The organism is Clostridium ljungdahlii DSM 13528 (assembly GCF_000143685.1).
Taxonomy (GTDB): domain Bacteria; phylum Bacillota; class Clostridia; order Clostridiales; family Clostridiaceae; genus Clostridium_B; species Clostridium_B ljungdahlii.
In genome coordinates, this window is record NC_014328.1 from 1698490 (window position 1) to 1714558 (window position 16069).

Consider the following 16069-nt stretch of genomic DNA (forward strand, 5'->3'; position numbering starts at 1 on the left):
TTGGGAGTTTCATGCTAAACAGATTAATTATTTCACCTTTAGGTTTAACTCTCTGGCTATTATTTTTGCTGATTCTTCTGCAACCTCTCCTGTAAAGTAAATGCATTGTTTCATATGTTCTTCAGAACTAAGGGTCATATCTTTTGTTAAAACTCTGCAGCATAAGCATTTATGTTTATCTTTAAAAATATCATGCAGTTCTTTAGATAAAGCCATAGCTTTATTAACCCTTTCATCTTTGGGTTCGCATCTTCCAAAGAATAAACCTATTGCCATAATGCCACCGGTTACTGCACCACATGTACATCCAGATCCACCTATACCTACTGGAAAACCAGAAGCCATTTTTATAATGTCATCGGATACTGGCAGGTTAAATTCATCCTTAATTGTTTTTACGATTGATTCAGAACAATAAAAATCCCCATTGCGGTAGTAATTTTCTGCCATAGTTCTTACTTTATGTAAGTCAATAATATTATTCAATGTAATTTCCTCCTATAGTGTTTTTATAATATTAAAGCTGCCATATAATTTTAAGCAGTTTGATATAATTCCCCTCAATCACATATTAAATTCAATAAATTTATCTTGCAATAATTATTACTTATATTAATAAAAGGGCACTTTTGTATAAGCAAATGTTATAAGATAATTTTAATATACTACAATAAATAAAACATATTTAAAAAACTGATTGGAACACTTTAAAGTTAAATACATAAAATATATGTATAGATTATTATTTATATATAAATGATAACTCCAATTAATATCACTATATTTTATTGACTATATATAGATTATAGTTTATATTATATATAGATAATTGTATATACACGAGGTGATACTATGGATAAAAGTTATGAAATTAATGCTAAGATATTTAAGGCATTATCAGATCCCAGCAGATTAAAAATTCTTGACATATTATCCTGCGGTGAAAAATGTGCTTGTGACATACTAGAATATTTTGAGTTTACACAGCCTACTTTATCTCACCATATGAAAGTTTTGATGGAATGTGGACTTGTAGAATCTAGAAAAGAAGGTTTATGGAGTCATTACAGTTTGAATAACAATAATGCAAACAGATTAATGTTATTTTTAATGAATATCATCACTGATACAGATGATTGTATTTGTAAAGGAAAAAATAAACTTAATTGCTGTAAATAATAATGAGATTAAATTATAGGGAGCGATATAAATGAGTAAAATAGAGATTTTTGATCCAGCTATGTGCTGCTCAACAGGTGTTTGCGGACCAAGCATAAATAAAGAACTTTTAAGAGTTGCAACAGTTATAAATAACATGGTTAAAAAAGGTGCTAATGTAGTAAGGCATAATCTTTCCAGTGAGCCGCAGGCATTTATAGACAACAAGAAAATCAATGAATATTTAAACTCAAAGGGTGCTGATATACTTCCAATAACCCTTGTTGATGGCGAAGTTAAAAAAATTAAGGAATACCCAACAAATGAGGAATTTGCGGAATGGTCAGGACTGTCTAAGAAAGAAATATCTAATGTAACAATAAAAAAACCTACTAAAAGTTGTGGCTGCAACCATAAAGGCTGCTGCTAGAAAGAAGGAAGGGATTAACCCATGATAAGGGCTTTTAACTTGAATGATATACATTTAACCAAATATATATTTTTTACAGGAAAAGGCGGCGTGGGAAAGACGTCAGCAGCAAGTGCAGTTGCAGTTAGCTTAGCAGATCAAGGTAAAAAAATCATGCTTGTAAGTACAGATCCAGCTTCAAATCTGCAGGATGTATTTAACACAGATTTAAATAACAAAGGAACTGTTATTAAGAAAGTACCAAATTTAGTTGTAGCAAATTTTAATCCAGAAGATGCTGCTAAAGAATATAGAGAAAGTGTTATTTCACCCTATAGAGGAAAACTTCCAGATACAGTAATAAAAAATATGGAAGAGCAGCTATCAGGTTCCTGTACTGTAGAAATTGCAGCCTTTAATGAATTTTCTAATTTTATAACTGATGAAAAAATACAAAAAGAATTTGATCATATTATATTTGATACTGCACCAACAGGTCATACACTGCGAATGCTGCAGTTGCCGTCAGCCTGGAGCAATTTTATAAGTGAAAACACCCATGGAGCATCTTGTCTTGGACAATTAGCAGGACTTGAAAGCAAAAAGGAAGTATATAAAAATGCTGTAAAAACTTTAGCAAATGGGAAAAAAACTACCCTTATACTTGTATCGAGGCCTCAAAATACACCTTTAAAGGAAGCAGAAAGAGCATCTAAGGAATTACGGGATATAGGAATAAATAATCAGACATTGATTATAAATGGAGTTCTAAAAAACCATGATGACGGTCTTTCAAATGCAATTTATGAAAAGCAGCAAAGTGCTTTAAAGTATATATCAGAATATCTAAAAAAACTAGAGACCTATGCGATTCCACTAAGACCTTATAATGTAACAGGACTTGAAAATGTAAGAGCTTTTTTAAAGGAAGATAATATTGAATATAGTAATGAAACTTTAAATGATAAAAAGATATCTAAATTAAAGGATGTTATTGATGATTTATACAATAGGGATAAAAAAGTAATTTTCGCAATGGGAAAAGGCGGTGTTGGTAAAACTACTGTGGCAGCAGCTATTGCTTTAGGAATTGCTAGAAAAGGTAAAAAGGTACATTTAACTACTACAGATCCAGCAGCACATCTAAAGTTTGTTTTAGACGCCAGCTTTGGTATCAATTTAAGTCATGTTGATGAAAAGAAGGAACTAGAAAAGTATAAAGAAGAAGTTTTGAGTAAAGCTAGAGAAACTATGGGTGAAGAAGATATAGCTTATGTAGAAGAGGATTTAAGGTCTCCATGCACTCAGGAAATAGCTGTATTTAGAGCTTTTGCAGAAATAGTTGAAAAATCTGAAGAAGAAATAGTAGTTATTGATACTGCACCAACAGGTCATACATTACTATTACTGGATTCTACCCAAAACTATAATAGAGAGATAAAAAGATCACAAGGTGACATACCAAAGTCAGTTAAAAAACTTTTACCAAAGCTTAGAAATGCCGATGAAACAGAAGTCATCATTGTAACTTTAGCTGAAGCTACACCTGTATATGAAGCTGTGAGATTAGAGAAAGATTTAAAGAGAGCAGGAATTAGTAGTAAATGGTGGATTATAAATTCAAGCCTGTTTGCTACTAATACTACTAATGATATCCTTAAAGTAAAAGCAAACAGTGAGATATCCTGGATAAATAAAGTAAGTGAAATTTCTAAAGGAAATTTTGCGGTTATCGAATGGAAACCAGAAGAAGTGAAAGGTGATAAGTTGTTAGATCTGATTAAATAAAGACTAAGTTTGATAAAAAGATATACATTCTCAATGAGATATTAAAGGATATTAATAATTGGGGAAATTTAGGAGGAATTATTATGAGTAATCAATCATCAAGATTATCATTGCTTGATCGTTATTTAACATTGTGGATTTTTATAGCAATGGCCCTGGGAATATTTTTAGGATGGGCTTTGCCTGGTTTATCTAGTACACTGTCAAATTTATCAGTTGGAACAACATCTATTCCTATAGCTATAGGTCTTATAATTATGATGTATCCACCACTTGCTAAAGTTAACTATAAGGAAATTGGAAAGGTTTTTCGTAATCCAAAAGTGTTAACTCTTTCATTAGTTCAAAACTGGATTATAGGACCTATTTTAATGTTTACTCTAGCAGTTATATTTCTTAGAAATTATCCGCATTTCATGGTAGGACTAATTCTAATAGGACTTGCAAGATGTATTGCTATGGTTATTGTATGGAACAGTCTTGCAGATGGTGACAGCGAATATGCTGCTGCACTAGTTGCATTTAACTCTATATTTCAGGTAGTATTTTATTCAATATTTGCTTATGTATTTATTACTGTGCTGCCAAAGGCAATAGGATTACAAGGTATGCAGGTTCACGTATCTATGGGTGAAGTAGCTTCTTCCGTGGCAATTTATTTAGGTATTCCCTTTATTGGAGGTATGCTTACAAGACTACTTTTGGAACCTAAGAAAGGGACAGAATGGTATACTAAAACTTTTGTGCCTAAGATAAGTCCTTTAGCACTAATAGCATTATTATTTACTATAGTTATAATGTTCATGTTTAAAGGAAAATACATTATTGAGCTTCCAATGGATGTTGTAAGAATTGCTGTCCCTCTAATTATATACTTCATAATCATGTTCTCTGCATCTTTCTTTATAAGTTATAAATCAAAAATAGACTATCATAAAACAGTTAGTTTGTCATTTACAGCTGCAAGCAATAATTTTGAACTGGCAATTGCAGTAGCAGTAGCAGTTTTTGGCATTCAGTCTCAGGAAGCTTTTACTGCTGTTATAGGGCCATTAATTGAAGTACCTGTTATGATTGGACTTGTTAATGTAGCTTTATTGTGGGGAAGAAAGTATTTTGGTTTAAAACAGGAAAAGTAAATATGTTTAATACATTAGTGTTTAAAAGATTTAAAAAATTTAAGAGTATAAATAAGAAAAAATAGAATTTCATAGATAAACATAGTTCAAAAGGGTTAGTTTAATACATATTAAACTAACCCTTTTGAATTGAGTATTTAGCTTAACTAAAAAATTTGCAAATTGAACCTTTTAGGTGCAACATGTGTCTTATATGTTGAAGGATGCTGTATCAAAAAGTATTTAAGAAAAACAAAATTTGATATTTTAAAATAAAAGGAGAAGAAAGATGAAGATTAAATTTGATAAAACCAGGTTGTTAAAAGTAGTAATAGGAATTTTATTTATAGCATATATTGCTGCTTTGTTTAAAGTTTTAATATTTAGATATTTTTCAATAAGTCAATTATTCAGTGGGAGTTATGGAAAAATGAGGTCAATTAATTTAATTCCATTTAAAACAGTTATTCGAGATCTTATTAATAGTAGGACAATGGGATATATGAGTGCCGTATCTAATACTTTTGGCAATATAATAATATTTATACCATTCGGTTATTTTATACCTTCTTTAAATGAAAAATATTCAAAGTTTAGTAATGTATTAATATCTACAGCTTGTTTTAGCTTATTTTTTGAAATTTCTCAGTATATTTTAGGTGTTGGAAGTAGTGATATTGATGATATTATTTTAAATACTACAGGAGGAATTATAGGATATGTTTTATATAAATACATCAATAAGCTGATACCAAAAAGAAATACTTTTTATGTGAGCATAATAATAATGACCTTTATATTCTTTATTGGTGGAGGTATTGTTGCTGTAGATCAATTTGGGACATACTTAGGAATTAGTAAATTGCATGAACAAGTTATTGGTGGGGAAAATGTTCCAAAAGGTAAGGCTGATATATTTGGAAAATTGGTGAATAGTAGAAGAGATCTAATTACTGTAGACAAAATTATTAGAAATAATAAGAACGAAAGTACTGCAGTAAGTTCTAATGATACTAAAAATGCTAATGAAGAGAACGTTCAAGTAATGTTAGATAAATCTACTAAGGTTTATTTGGAAAAAGGTGTTTTAAAGAAAAAATTTTTAAAAGGATATAGTTTAACTGTTACCTACAGTAAAATTCCTACTGAGAATATAAGTAAGTTATCCTCTGGTACAAAAATATCTGTATGGGGAAAATATGATAAAGGAAAATTTATTGCAAATGTAATTAGTATTCTCGATGAATCTAGGGAACAGCAAAAATTTTGAACCTTTTTTGTATATAATGTCTCTTAAATAATAGAGTTCTAAAAAATAAAAGGGGGATTAAAAAAGAGAACTTTAAAAATGAAAATGGTTTTACTATATTTAACAACTATGAAATGAGCTAGCGTAAGGATTCTTCATTGATTTGCAAAATTATACTTATTATAAATTATCAAATGCAGTAGGTACTTAGTATAAAGAATTTATGCGACAATTAAAAGGAGCAGATAATTGGATGACAGTATAATTAGAAGTGATATAATAGTAGGTGTAATTTAATATTATTTATATAAGATTGATAACTTGAACTGGTTTTTAATTGGGGGGGATTTTATATGTTCAAATTGAAACTAGTTATACCTGTTTTAGTTTCAATTATACTTGTATCCGCAGGCTCTGGATATTATATGCAAAAGGTAAAAGCTAGTGATGCAGCGGAAAATATAAAACAATGGACAGAACAAAAGGATGTTAGTACAGAAAAAGTGTGGAAATTAACTTTTAAGCAGGGTTTGTTAGTTGATTGGCCATCTTTGGACAAGGCTATTACTGTAACAGATTCAACGGGTAAGATAATTAATGTGAGAATGGATGAAGCAAACTATGGTAACAGTATTTTAATATATCCTCCTGAGGATGGATATAAGACAGGAGAAACCTATTATTTGAATGTTTCTAAAGACTTGAAATTTTGTACTAAAACAGATTCATCTGCAAGTAACCTTAAGCAGCCAATTACTATGAAATTTACAATTAATGGTATTAAAACAATAGATATAGGTAAAGATAGTTTGGTAAGTGTATCAAATAATAAGTTTGCATTTGATTTAATGAATCAATTGACAAGTAAGGACAAGGATAAAAATATAATAATATCACCGTTAAGCATAGGAACCATATTAGCTGAGACACAAAATGGAGCGGCAGGAGATACAAAAAATGAAATATTAAAGTCTATAGGGTTAAGTAATGCAGATGATAAAACTATAAATGAACAATACTATAGTTTATTGGATTATTACAATAATTTCAAATCAACAAAGCTAAAAACAGTGGATTCCATATGGGTTGATAAAGACACAATTTTAAATAAGCAATTTGCTGATACTTCACGAAAATATTATAATTCAGAAGTAAGCACGTTAGACTTCAAAGATAATAATTCAGTAGATATTATCAATAATTGGGTAGATAAAAGTACAGATGGACAAGTAAAAAAGATAATAGATAATATTAATGCAGACGATGCAGCTATTTTGATCAATTCTGTAAACTTTAAAGGAACCTGGTTAGATGAATTCCCTAAAGATAATACAAAACCAGAAGAATTTAATTTATCTAGCGGTCAAAAAATAAAAGTAGATAATATGGAAGATACACGTGTAAGTAGTTATTTAAAAGGAGATAATTTTGCAGCTGTGAAAATTCCATACTATGATGGGTTAGAAATGGATTTGTTTTTACCAGATAAGGGAGTAGATATAAACAATTTTGTATCAAGCTTTAGTAAAAGCAATATGGACAAATGGATGAATGACTTCTATGATGCAAGAGTTACCATGAAAATACCTAAATTCAAACTGGAATATGAAGAAGACAACATGGTTGATATACTTAAGAAGTTAGGTATAGTTACAGCTTTTGATGTAAATAAAGCTGATTTTAGTGGAATTTCGCAGCAAAAGCCTCTATTTATAAGTAAAATTACACATAAAACTTCTATCAATGTAGATGAAAAGGGAACAGCAGCAGCAGCAGTAACTGCTTTAGAAATGACTGGATCATCAATGCCGCCAGAATACAAGAATGTTGATTTTACTATTGACAGGCCTTTTGTTTTTGCAATAAGAGATTGTAACACAGGAGTAATAGTATTTATGGGAAAAGTTGAAAATCCACAAAAATAGTTAAAATATATAATATATAAAAGAAGTAAGTTCGAAAGAGCTTGCTTTTTTTTCGTAGACAACTTATACATTACAAGTTGTTTTAGAAATTTTTTTAAATTTGTGTAATGAAATTAGGGTTTATACGTATTAACATATGATGAATTACTTAGCTAGGTAAAAAAATCAGAGAAAGGGGTGGTTTTAAAATATATGGAACAAACTACATTAATTAATGCTTTAGATGAAAAAAAATCTAGAGATAAAGATTTTACTTATATTTTTGAAACCTACTATAAGAGAATTTACAACTATATATATTACCGGATTAATTGTAATGAAGAAGCAGAAGACTTGGCAAGTGAGATATTTGAAAAAGCAATGATTAAAATTAACACGTATAGTGAAGATAAATCTCCTTTTGAAGTATGGATTTTTGCTATAGCAAGAAACGTGATAAATGATTATTTTAGAAAATTAAAAAAGCATAAAGTGTTTTCTATGGATAAATTGCAAAAGGTAATATCCACGGAAAAGAATCCGGAAGATGTATTTGTAAAATCAGAGACTAATGATGAACTTTTAAAAGCGCTAAATATTTTAAATATAAAAGAACGAAATATTATAGCATTTAAATTTGGAGCAAATTTAAAAAATAAAGAAATTGCAGAAATTATTGGCATTACAGAAAGTAATGTGGGGGTAATACTTTATAGGACGATGAAAAAGTTAAAAAAAGAATTGGAAAGAGAGGTATAGATATGAACAAAAAAAATATTGAGGATAAATTTTCTGTGAATATGGATGCTTATCTTAATGGAATACAAAATGTTGATAAATCAAACAGTGAAGAATTCAATGAACTTTTAGAAATCGGTAAAACTTTAGCAAATAAAGATTTCAGTGAAAATAGTAATAAAGAAGCTGTTTTTAATAAAACATTAAAAAATATAAATGAGCATAAAGGAGATAATATTATGAAAAAATCAAATAGAATAAAAAAGACAGCTGCTGCAGCAGCAGTATTTTTAGTAGTAGGTGGTGTGTTTACCCAGACTTCTTTTGCTAAAGGTTTAGCAGAAAAAGTAATAAATAGAATATCTCTTGGTCATATAACAGCAGAACAAATGCAAGAACCTTCGCAAGTGGCAATTCCAACCGATTTAAAAGGCAAAATCTTTGATAAAAATAAAAATCCTGTAACAGTAGTTACAAAAAATACTGGAAAATTGTATACAAAATCAGGTGAAGAAATTGCTACAATTTTAAATGGAAAGATAGTAACAGTAAGTGAGGCAAAAGCTGAAGATGAAAAAATTGAGAAAAATATGCTAATAGTTAAAAATTCTAGCAGTTTAAATAAATATACTTGTTTTAATGTCAAGCTGCCTTCCTATTTACCAGAAGGTTATAAATTTGATAGGGCAGAATTTTATAAAGATAACGATGGAAGCGTAAATAATAAATATATTGATTTATATTTTACTAATGCAAAAACAGGAAAGTATATTCAAATGCAGCAAAGATTTGCTTGCAAAGAAACTAAATATGAAGATGGGACAGATGGAAAAATTGAAAAAGTAAAAGTTAATGGAAAAGATGCAATATTGTCTGATAATAAAAGTATGGACTGGGAGAATAGTGGGGTACTTTATAATTTATCAGGCAGAGGAGTATTTGGGAAAACTGAATTAATAAAAATTGCAGATTCTATTAAATAAACAAGATGATTGAGTACTAAAGGCACTAAGAATACCGTTAATAAAGTTCAGATGGAGAAAATCATCCTTAGAAACAAACTCCATCTGAACCTAAGAATCACTTGATAAGAATAAGCATAATACTGAAGTAGTTTAGTATTATGCTTATAATATTTTTTAATAGGATGATAAAAATCAATTTTTAAATTAATTATAGCATTTTTAATTGAACCTTTTTGGTATAAGATGTGTCTTACATAGTAGAGTTAACAAAATAATCAAAAGTTGTGGAGGCATATAAATTGAAAAAGTTAGTTATAGTACCACTATTGTTGATAGTTGCAGTAATAATTTACTCAGTATGCAATTTAAATCAAGCTAAAAGTAATCATGTATACTCAAATAATCAAAATTCAAATGAATTTTTAATTTTAGCAAATAAAAATCATCCTCTATCATCAAGCTATATACCTGAGAATTTAACAATGCTTAATGTGGAATTTTCACCAAGTGCATCTCATGAAGAAAAGATGATGCAAGGTGAAGCAGCTGAGCAGTTGGAAAATTTATTCAAGTATGCTCATAAAAAGGATATGAATTTATATGGTGTATCGGCATATAGATCTTACAAATCACAAAAACAAGTATATGATGAGAGAGTTCGACGGGTAGGCAAAAAGCAAGCTGATGAATATGTAGCACATCCTGGTACAAGTGAACATCAAACAGGTCTTGCGATAGATGTTACAAATGAAGCTGGTTTCAAAGGCATGTTAACAGTAGATTTTGGACAAACAAGAGAGGGAAAGTGGTTAAAGGATAATGCCTATAGATTTGGATTTATTATGAGATATCCAAAAGAAAAAGAAGCTATAACAGGTTATAATTATGAGTCTTGGCATATACGATATGTTGGAGTAAAAGCAGCAAAAGAAATATATAGTAAGGATATGGTGCTGGAGGAGTACTTAGGTGAAGAATAAATTTGATATAATTGATGAATCTAGCAAATAATTATTTTAATCAGTAGATCATCAATAAAAATTGTATTATTTGTTAAATAAATGGATTTGTAAACCTAAGCATAATGCTGTAAAATTACAGTGTTATGCTTAGGATATTGCTTTTAAATAAAAGGTAGACACAAAAATTGGAATAATGTAAAATAAAGAAGAGAAGTTTTCCTGAGATGTGTTGTAGAAATGATATGTATTAATGATTTTGATACATACTTAAGTGGCGGATTTTAAAGACAATTCGTCACCCCTACCATACAAGCTGCCTGTAAGTATTAAGTGATACTTAATGACTTGCAGGTGGTTGTTGTTTTGGGTACTAAAAGGTGATATATTTTTATTGTGTATTATAATTAAAATGTGTACATGATAATATAACTTTTTATTTGAATTAACTATAATGTTAGAAGTTGCTATATAATTTTGAGCTGAATAAATAGTTAATATCCGTTCTTTTAGTTTATTTATTTTTTCAGTTTTATCAAGTAATAATTGTTTTAATTATCAGTTTTATTACACAAAATATAATGTAGCCTTTATCTATATAAGTTAATTAATATTAAAGACTATAAAGCCTTAATTTTTAAATTTTTATTGTAATTATAGAAGGGATGGGTATTATGGAAAATGATGCAGAAAAGGAAAATGAGAAGGAGGGAAAAAATAAGCGCAATAAAATTATCAAAGGTACTATCATTTCTATTTGCATTTTACTTATTATATATTTTGGGATGGCAGCGTACTTCACAAAGCATTTTTATTTTGGATCTGAAATTAATGGTGTGAATGTTTCAGGTAAAACTGCTGAGCAATTAAATACGGAATTGACATCTCAGATAAAATCATATAAGTTAAATTTAAAAGAGCGAGGTAGTAAAAGCGAACAAATTAGTGGATCTGACATTAAGTTAAAGTATAATTCAGATAATGAATTTAGGAAACTTAAGGATAAGCAAGGTAATTATAAATGGATTATAGCATTCTTAGATACAAATGATACTAAAATGACAGCTGCAGTTTCATATGATAATCAGCTATTGGAAGATAAAATAGATAAACTCTCTTGTCTTGATAGTAAAAATGTAATTGAACCTAAAAATCCGAGCTTCAAATACTCAGATAAAGGTTATAATATTGTAAGTGAAGTATATGGAAGTAAAATAGATAAAACTGCATTATATAATAATGTAGTAAAGGCAATATCTAAAGGTGAAACTACGTTGGATTTAGAAGCAACGAATTGTTATGTAAATCCAAAGTATACTGTAAAATCACCAAAAACTACCCAAATTAGGGATCTTCTTAATAAATATGTATCTTCTAAAATTATCTATACGTTTGGAGATAAAAAGGAAACGGTAGATGGTTCTAAGATAAATAATTGGCTTACAGTTAATGATAATTTCGAAGTTGAATTTGACAAAGATAAAATAAAAAAGTATATGCTTGAGCTTTCAAAAACTTACGATACAATTGGAAAGACAAGAAGTTTTGTTACAACTTCAGGAAGAACAATAAGTGTTGGCGGCGGTGATTATGGTTGGGACATTGATTCCTCTAAGGAAACAGAAAATTTGATCACCTACATTAAACAAGGTGGAACTGTAAAAAAAGAACCAGCATATAGTCAAACTGCGGCATCTCGTGGAGCTAATGATATAGGAAATACCTATGTGGAAGTAGATTTGAGCGATCAACATTTATGGTTTTATAAAAATGGTTCACTAGTAGTACAAGGGGATGTTGTTACAGGTAATGTAAGTCAGGGACATCCAACACCAGAAGGCGTTTATTGGGTGAAATATAAAGAGAGACATGCCACATTAAAAGGTGAAGGATACAGTTCACCAGTAGATTATTGGATGCCATTTAATGGAGGTATTGGAATTCACGATGCAAGTTGGAGAAGTTCATTTGGTGGAAGTATATATATGTCAGATGGTTCACATGGTTGTGTAAACTCACCATATTATTTGGCAAGTACAATATACCAAAATATTGATAAAGGTACTCCAGTTGTTTGTTATTATTAGTATAATACTATACGATTTTAGGAATATGTTTGATTAAATAATAATCTATATGATTAACATAAGATGAATTAATTGAAAAGGTGATAATTAAAAAAGTTATCACCTTTTTTAATTTTTTGATATAATGTAGTTAAATAATTTTTGTTGTATTTTATCGAAATAAGCAGTATATAAGGATATATCACATTTATCCGATTGCTACCATTGCTAACATCCCCATATTCCATCAAGGTGGGGGATAAGCACTGCTACGCACCTGGATAAGTTCTTCTAAGGTTCAGCTGGAGAAAAGCCATCCTTATAAGCAAACTCCATCTGAACCTAAGAATCACTTTATATTAAAATATAAAGCTAATAATGTTTTAATGTCAATAAATTGAGCGGAATTGTAGAATTATATTACAGATGGGGGTATAGTATGCTTGTATCAATAAGAAAAAAAATCTACTCAATTTTTAATAAAAACAATAAGCCGTGGAAATACGAAAGTATAAGAATATGTTTAATATTTTTAGGGATTAGTTTACCGTGGGTTTACTTTTCTGATAGAATTGCAATTAAATTTGCTGGTAACGACAGCATGTTCTTAGCTATAAGTACATACAAGGGATGTCTATATGTTGCTGTAACTTCATTTGTTTTATATTTATTAATAAGCAATATTTTAAAAAAGGTTGCTTTAGTAGAAGAGAAACTTAATGAAAGCTATAAAGAATTATCATTAGTTAATGAAGAACTTAAATCATATGTAAAAAAATTGATTGACTCAAAGAAAAAATTAGGACTTCAATATGATGAAATCATTAAAAGTGAAAAGAAACTAAGTAAAAGTGAAGAGAAAAGCAGGGCTATTATTAAGGCATTACCAGATACATTATTTGTTGTCAATGATAAAGGGTATTTGATAGATTGTATGTCAAGTGATGAAAAATATGTGCTCATGCCGAAAAAAGATTTTATAGGAAAGAATATTTTGAAAATTTTTCCTAAAGGAATGTCAGAAAAACTCTATGAAAAAATGCAGGTAGTGCTTAAAGAAGGAATATTGGATAGCTTTGAATATAAGGTGTGGATTCATAATAAGGAACATCACTTTGAAATTAGAATGGTAAAAAATAATGAAAAAGAAATACTTGCTATATCGAGAAATGTTACTGATGAAAGACAAAACGAAATGGAATTGAAATTAAGTGAAGCCACTTTTAGAAACCTCTTTGAAAACTCATCGGATGCTATATTTATAATTTCAGACGGAAAGATAGTTGATTGTAATCTAGCCATGATTAAAGCATTAGGATATGATTCAAAGACATTTATACTGGGCAAGGATCCACTTGAGTTTTATCCTGAAAAGCAGCCAGATGGGGAAATAACCAGAGAAAAAGTTATTAGAATGCGTAAAAATACTATAGAAAAAGGAAAATGTAAATTTGAATGGTGGTATAAGAAGGCCGATGGAAATGTATTACCAGTAGAGGTTATGTTAACAACCATTTTTCTTAATGGAAAGAAAGTTTTTCATTCCTTATGGAGGGATATTAGAGATAGAAAGGAAATGGAACTTAAATTGGAATATTTGAGTTACCGTGATCAATTAACAGGTTTGTATAATAGAAGGTTTTTTGAAGCAGAATTAAATAGACTAGATGTGGAAAGAAGTTTACCACTTACAATTGTTATGGGAGATGTAAATGGCTTAAAACTTGTGAATGATTCTCTTGGACATGTTATGGGAGATAAACTCCTTAAAAAGGTGGCAGAAGTCATAAAAAAGGGATGCCGAAAAGAAGACATTGTTGCTAGATGGGGAGGGGATGAATTTGTAATCTTATTACCTAAAACAGATGCTTTTCAAACAGAACAAATTCTTAAACGTATTAAATCCATAGCAGCAAAAGAAAAGATAGGTGCCATTGACATATCTATTTCCTTTGGCTATGAAACTAAGAAAAGTAGAGAAGTAAAAATTCAAGAAACTTTTAAAAAAGCTGAAGATTACATGTACAAAAAAAAGCTTTTTGAAGGGCCAAATATGATAGGAAAAACTATAAGTGCTATAATTACTGCACTTCATGAAAAAAATAAAAGAGAAGAAGAACATTCTCATAGAGTTTCAATATTATGCGAGGATATGGGTGAGGCTCTCGGTTTACTTGAACACGAAATTAGGGAATTAAAAACTGTTGGATTGCTTCATGACATAGGAAAAGTAGCTATAGAGGAACATCTACTGAATAAGCCTGGAAAACTTACAGATGAAGAATGGCAGGAAATAAAAAGGCATCCAGAAATAGGATATAGAATACTTAATACAGTAGATGATATGTCAGAAATGGCATACTATGTATTGGCTCATCATGAAAGGTGGGATGGAAAGGGATATCCAAAGGGTCTAAAGGAAAAAGAAATACCACTTCAATCGAGGATTATAGCTATAGCAGATTCTTATGATGCTATGACCAGCGAAAGAAGTTATCGAAGTGCTTTGCCAGAAGAAGTTGCTATAGGGGAACTAAAGCTTAATGCAGGCACTCAGTTTGATCCAGAACTTATAGGTGTATTTATTGAAAAGGTATTAGATAAACTGCATTGTTAAAAGGCATAATACTAGTAATAAATTAAAAATGACTTGTAAAAGAAGGTATGGCAATGAAAAAGGTTGTAATTTGGGGTGTAGGACAAGGCGGACAAATGATGAAAAATCTCTTAAGTCCAGATATGAAAGTTGTGGCGTATTGTGACAATAATAAAAAAATGCAAGGGACTAAGATTGACAATATACCTGTTATTAATGAGCAGCAACTTTTGGATACAGAACCAGACTATGTTTATGTAGCAATTTTAAACAAGGATGCTTGCAAGGAAGTAAAATTACAAATTGGAGCATTAGGAATCAAATGCAGTATTATTAGTATTACTGAATATCGACAGCAGTTAGATATTCGTCTTGCAGTTTTAAAGTTGATTGCTAGAGAAGTAGAGCAGAGGAATATTCGAGGGGATGTAGCAGAATTAGGAGTATATCAAGGCAAATTTGCAGCTGAAATAAACGCTTTATTTCCAAAGAAAAATATATATTTATTTGATACTTTTGAGGGATTTGATGGGCGTGATATAGAAATTGAAAAGAAAAATGAATTTTCCCGTAGTGAAATTGGGAAATTTAATGATACCAGTATTGACATGGTATCCAGTAGGCTGCCTTATAAAGAACAGGCTATATTTAAAAATGGATACTTCCCTGATACTGCACATGGAATAGACGCAAATTTTGCAGTGGTTAGCTTAGATGCAGATTTGTATCAGCCAATATATGAAGGATTAAAGTTTTTTTATCCCCGTATGAGTGTAGGAGGATATATGATCATACATGACTATAATAACACTCAATTTTCTGGGGTAAGAGAGGCGGTACAACAGTTTTGCAGAGAAGAAAATGTATTTGTAGTTCCAATATGCGATTTACATGGAACTGCTGTAATAGTTAAACAGTAGATATACACAAACTTTATATAGAGTTCCTAAGCAAAAATAACCGTATACTCCGAATATTTTTTACAAACACAAGCCCGGTTAAATATTTTGATAAGCCTAAGTGAAAAATTTTAAAAAATCTAAGAACTTTTGAAAACTCGTACCTCAAACAATTGAAAAAATCTAAGATTTTTACGAATTTTTCACTAAGCCTTATATG

The 16069-nt window shown here is 29.8% G+C and carries 13 protein-coding genes; 12 read left to right on the forward strand and 1 reads right to left on the reverse strand.

Features of this window, described 5'->3' with window-relative positions; translation table 11 throughout:
• Window positions 1-27 precede the first annotated feature (27 nt).
• The gene (locus tag CLJU_RS07660) at window positions 28-486 is read right to left on the reverse strand and encodes a C-GCAxxG-C-C family protein (RefSeq protein WP_013238224.1); all 459 of its coding nucleotides are present in this window, start codon (window positions 484-486) and stop codon (window positions 28-30) included.
• Window positions 487-852: 366 nt separating this feature from the next.
• Between CLJU_RS07660 and CLJU_RS07665 the strand changes: the two genes are divergently transcribed.
• The 12 genes from CLJU_RS07665 (at window position 853) to CLJU_RS07720 (ending at window position 15870) form a co-directional block, all read left to right on the forward strand.
• Window positions 853-1179 (forward strand): ArsR/SmtB family transcription factor, encoded by a 327-nt coding sequence (locus CLJU_RS07665; RefSeq protein ID WP_013238225.1) that lies wholly within the window; start codon window positions 853-855, stop codon window positions 1177-1179.
• A gap of 31 nt (window positions 1180-1210) precedes the next feature.
• Window positions 1211-1588, forward strand: coding sequence for an arsenite efflux transporter metallochaperone ArsD (gene arsD, locus CLJU_RS07670; protein WP_013238226.1), 378 nt, complete (start codon window positions 1211-1213; stop codon window positions 1586-1588).
• 21 nt (window positions 1589-1609) lie between these two features.
• A complete protein-coding gene (gene arsA, locus CLJU_RS07675; RefSeq protein WP_013238227.1) occupies window positions 1610-3355 on the forward strand; it encodes an arsenical pump-driving ATPase in 1746 nt (581 codons plus the stop codon).
• Window positions 3356-3438: 83 nt separating this feature from the next.
• On the forward strand, window positions 3439-4494 hold the full coding sequence (gene arsB / locus CLJU_RS07680; protein ID WP_013238228.1) for an ACR3 family arsenite efflux transporter: 1056 nt from the start codon (window positions 3439-3441) through the stop codon (window positions 4492-4494).
• 268 nt (window positions 4495-4762) lie between these two features.
• Window positions 4763-5743 (forward strand): VanZ family protein, encoded by a 981-nt coding sequence (locus CLJU_RS07685; RefSeq protein WP_013238229.1) that lies wholly within the window; start codon window positions 4763-4765, stop codon window positions 5741-5743.
• Between the two features lie 332 nt (window positions 5744-6075).
• Window positions 6076-7647, forward strand: coding sequence for a serpin family protein (locus tag CLJU_RS07690; protein WP_013238230.1), 1572 nt, complete (start codon window positions 6076-6078; stop codon window positions 7645-7647).
• A 192-nt stretch (window positions 7648-7839) separates the two neighbouring features.
• The gene (locus tag CLJU_RS07695) at window positions 7840-8385 is read left to right on the forward strand and encodes a sigma-70 family RNA polymerase sigma factor (RefSeq protein WP_013238231.1); all 546 of its coding nucleotides are present in this window, start codon (window positions 7840-7842) and stop codon (window positions 8383-8385) included.
• Between the two features lie 2 nt (window positions 8386-8387).
• Window positions 8388-9347, forward strand: a complete 960-nt coding sequence (locus CLJU_RS07700) for a DUF4367 domain-containing protein (RefSeq protein WP_013238232.1) — start codon at window positions 8388-8390, stop codon at window positions 9345-9347.
• 281 nt (window positions 9348-9628) lie between these two features.
• The gene (locus CLJU_RS07705) at window positions 9629-10309 is read left to right on the forward strand and encodes a M15 family metallopeptidase (protein ID WP_013238233.1); all 681 of its coding nucleotides are present in this window, start codon (window positions 9629-9631) and stop codon (window positions 10307-10309) included.
• A gap of 653 nt (window positions 10310-10962) precedes the next feature.
• Window positions 10963-12375, forward strand: coding sequence for a L,D-transpeptidase family protein (locus tag CLJU_RS07710; RefSeq protein ID WP_013238234.1), 1413 nt, complete (start codon window positions 10963-10965; stop codon window positions 12373-12375).
• Between the two features lie 418 nt (window positions 12376-12793).
• On the forward strand, window positions 12794-14971 hold the full coding sequence (locus CLJU_RS21595; RefSeq protein WP_013238235.1) for an HD domain-containing phosphohydrolase: 2178 nt from the start codon (window positions 12794-12796) through the stop codon (window positions 14969-14971).
• A gap of 53 nt (window positions 14972-15024) precedes the next feature.
• Window positions 15025-15870 carry a TylF/MycF/NovP-related O-methyltransferase gene (locus CLJU_RS07720; protein ID WP_013238236.1) on the forward strand — a complete coding sequence of 282 codons (846 nt, stop codon included), beginning with the start codon at window positions 15025-15027 and terminating at the stop codon, window positions 15868-15870.
• The last annotated feature ends 199 nt before the right edge of the window (window positions 15871-16069 follow it).

Coding starts and splice junctions, on each gene's coding strand:
- CLJU_RS07665 (WP_013238225.1), top strand. CDS start 853: ATGGATAAAAGTTATGAAATTAATGCTAAGATATTTAAGGCATTATCA.
- arsD (WP_013238226.1), top strand. CDS start 1,211: ATGAGTAAAATAGAGATTTTTGATCCAGCTATGTGCTGCTCAACAGGT.
- arsA (WP_013238227.1), top strand. CDS start 1,610: ATGATAAGGGCTTTTAACTTGAATGATATACATTTAACCAAATATATA.
- arsB (WP_013238228.1), top strand. CDS start 3,439: ATGAGTAATCAATCATCAAGATTATCATTGCTTGATCGTTATTTAACA.
- CLJU_RS07685 (WP_013238229.1), top strand. CDS start 4,763: ATGAAGATTAAATTTGATAAAACCAGGTTGTTAAAAGTAGTAATAGGA.
- CLJU_RS07690 (WP_013238230.1), top strand. CDS start 6,076: ATGTTCAAATTGAAACTAGTTATACCTGTTTTAGTTTCAATTATACTT.
- CLJU_RS07695 (WP_013238231.1), top strand. CDS start 7,840: ATGGAACAAACTACATTAATTAATGCTTTAGATGAAAAAAAATCTAGA.
- CLJU_RS07700 (WP_013238232.1), top strand. CDS start 8,388: ATGAACAAAAAAAATATTGAGGATAAATTTTCTGTGAATATGGATGCT.
- CLJU_RS07710 (WP_013238234.1), top strand. CDS start 10,963: ATGGAAAATGATGCAGAAAAGGAAAATGAGAAGGAGGGAAAAAATAAG.
- CLJU_RS21595 (WP_013238235.1), top strand. CDS start 12,794: ATGCTTGTATCAATAAGAAAAAAAATCTACTCAATTTTTAATAAAAAC.
- CLJU_RS07720 (WP_013238236.1), top strand. CDS start 15,025: ATGAAAAAGGTTGTAATTTGGGGTGTAGGACAAGGCGGACAAATGATG.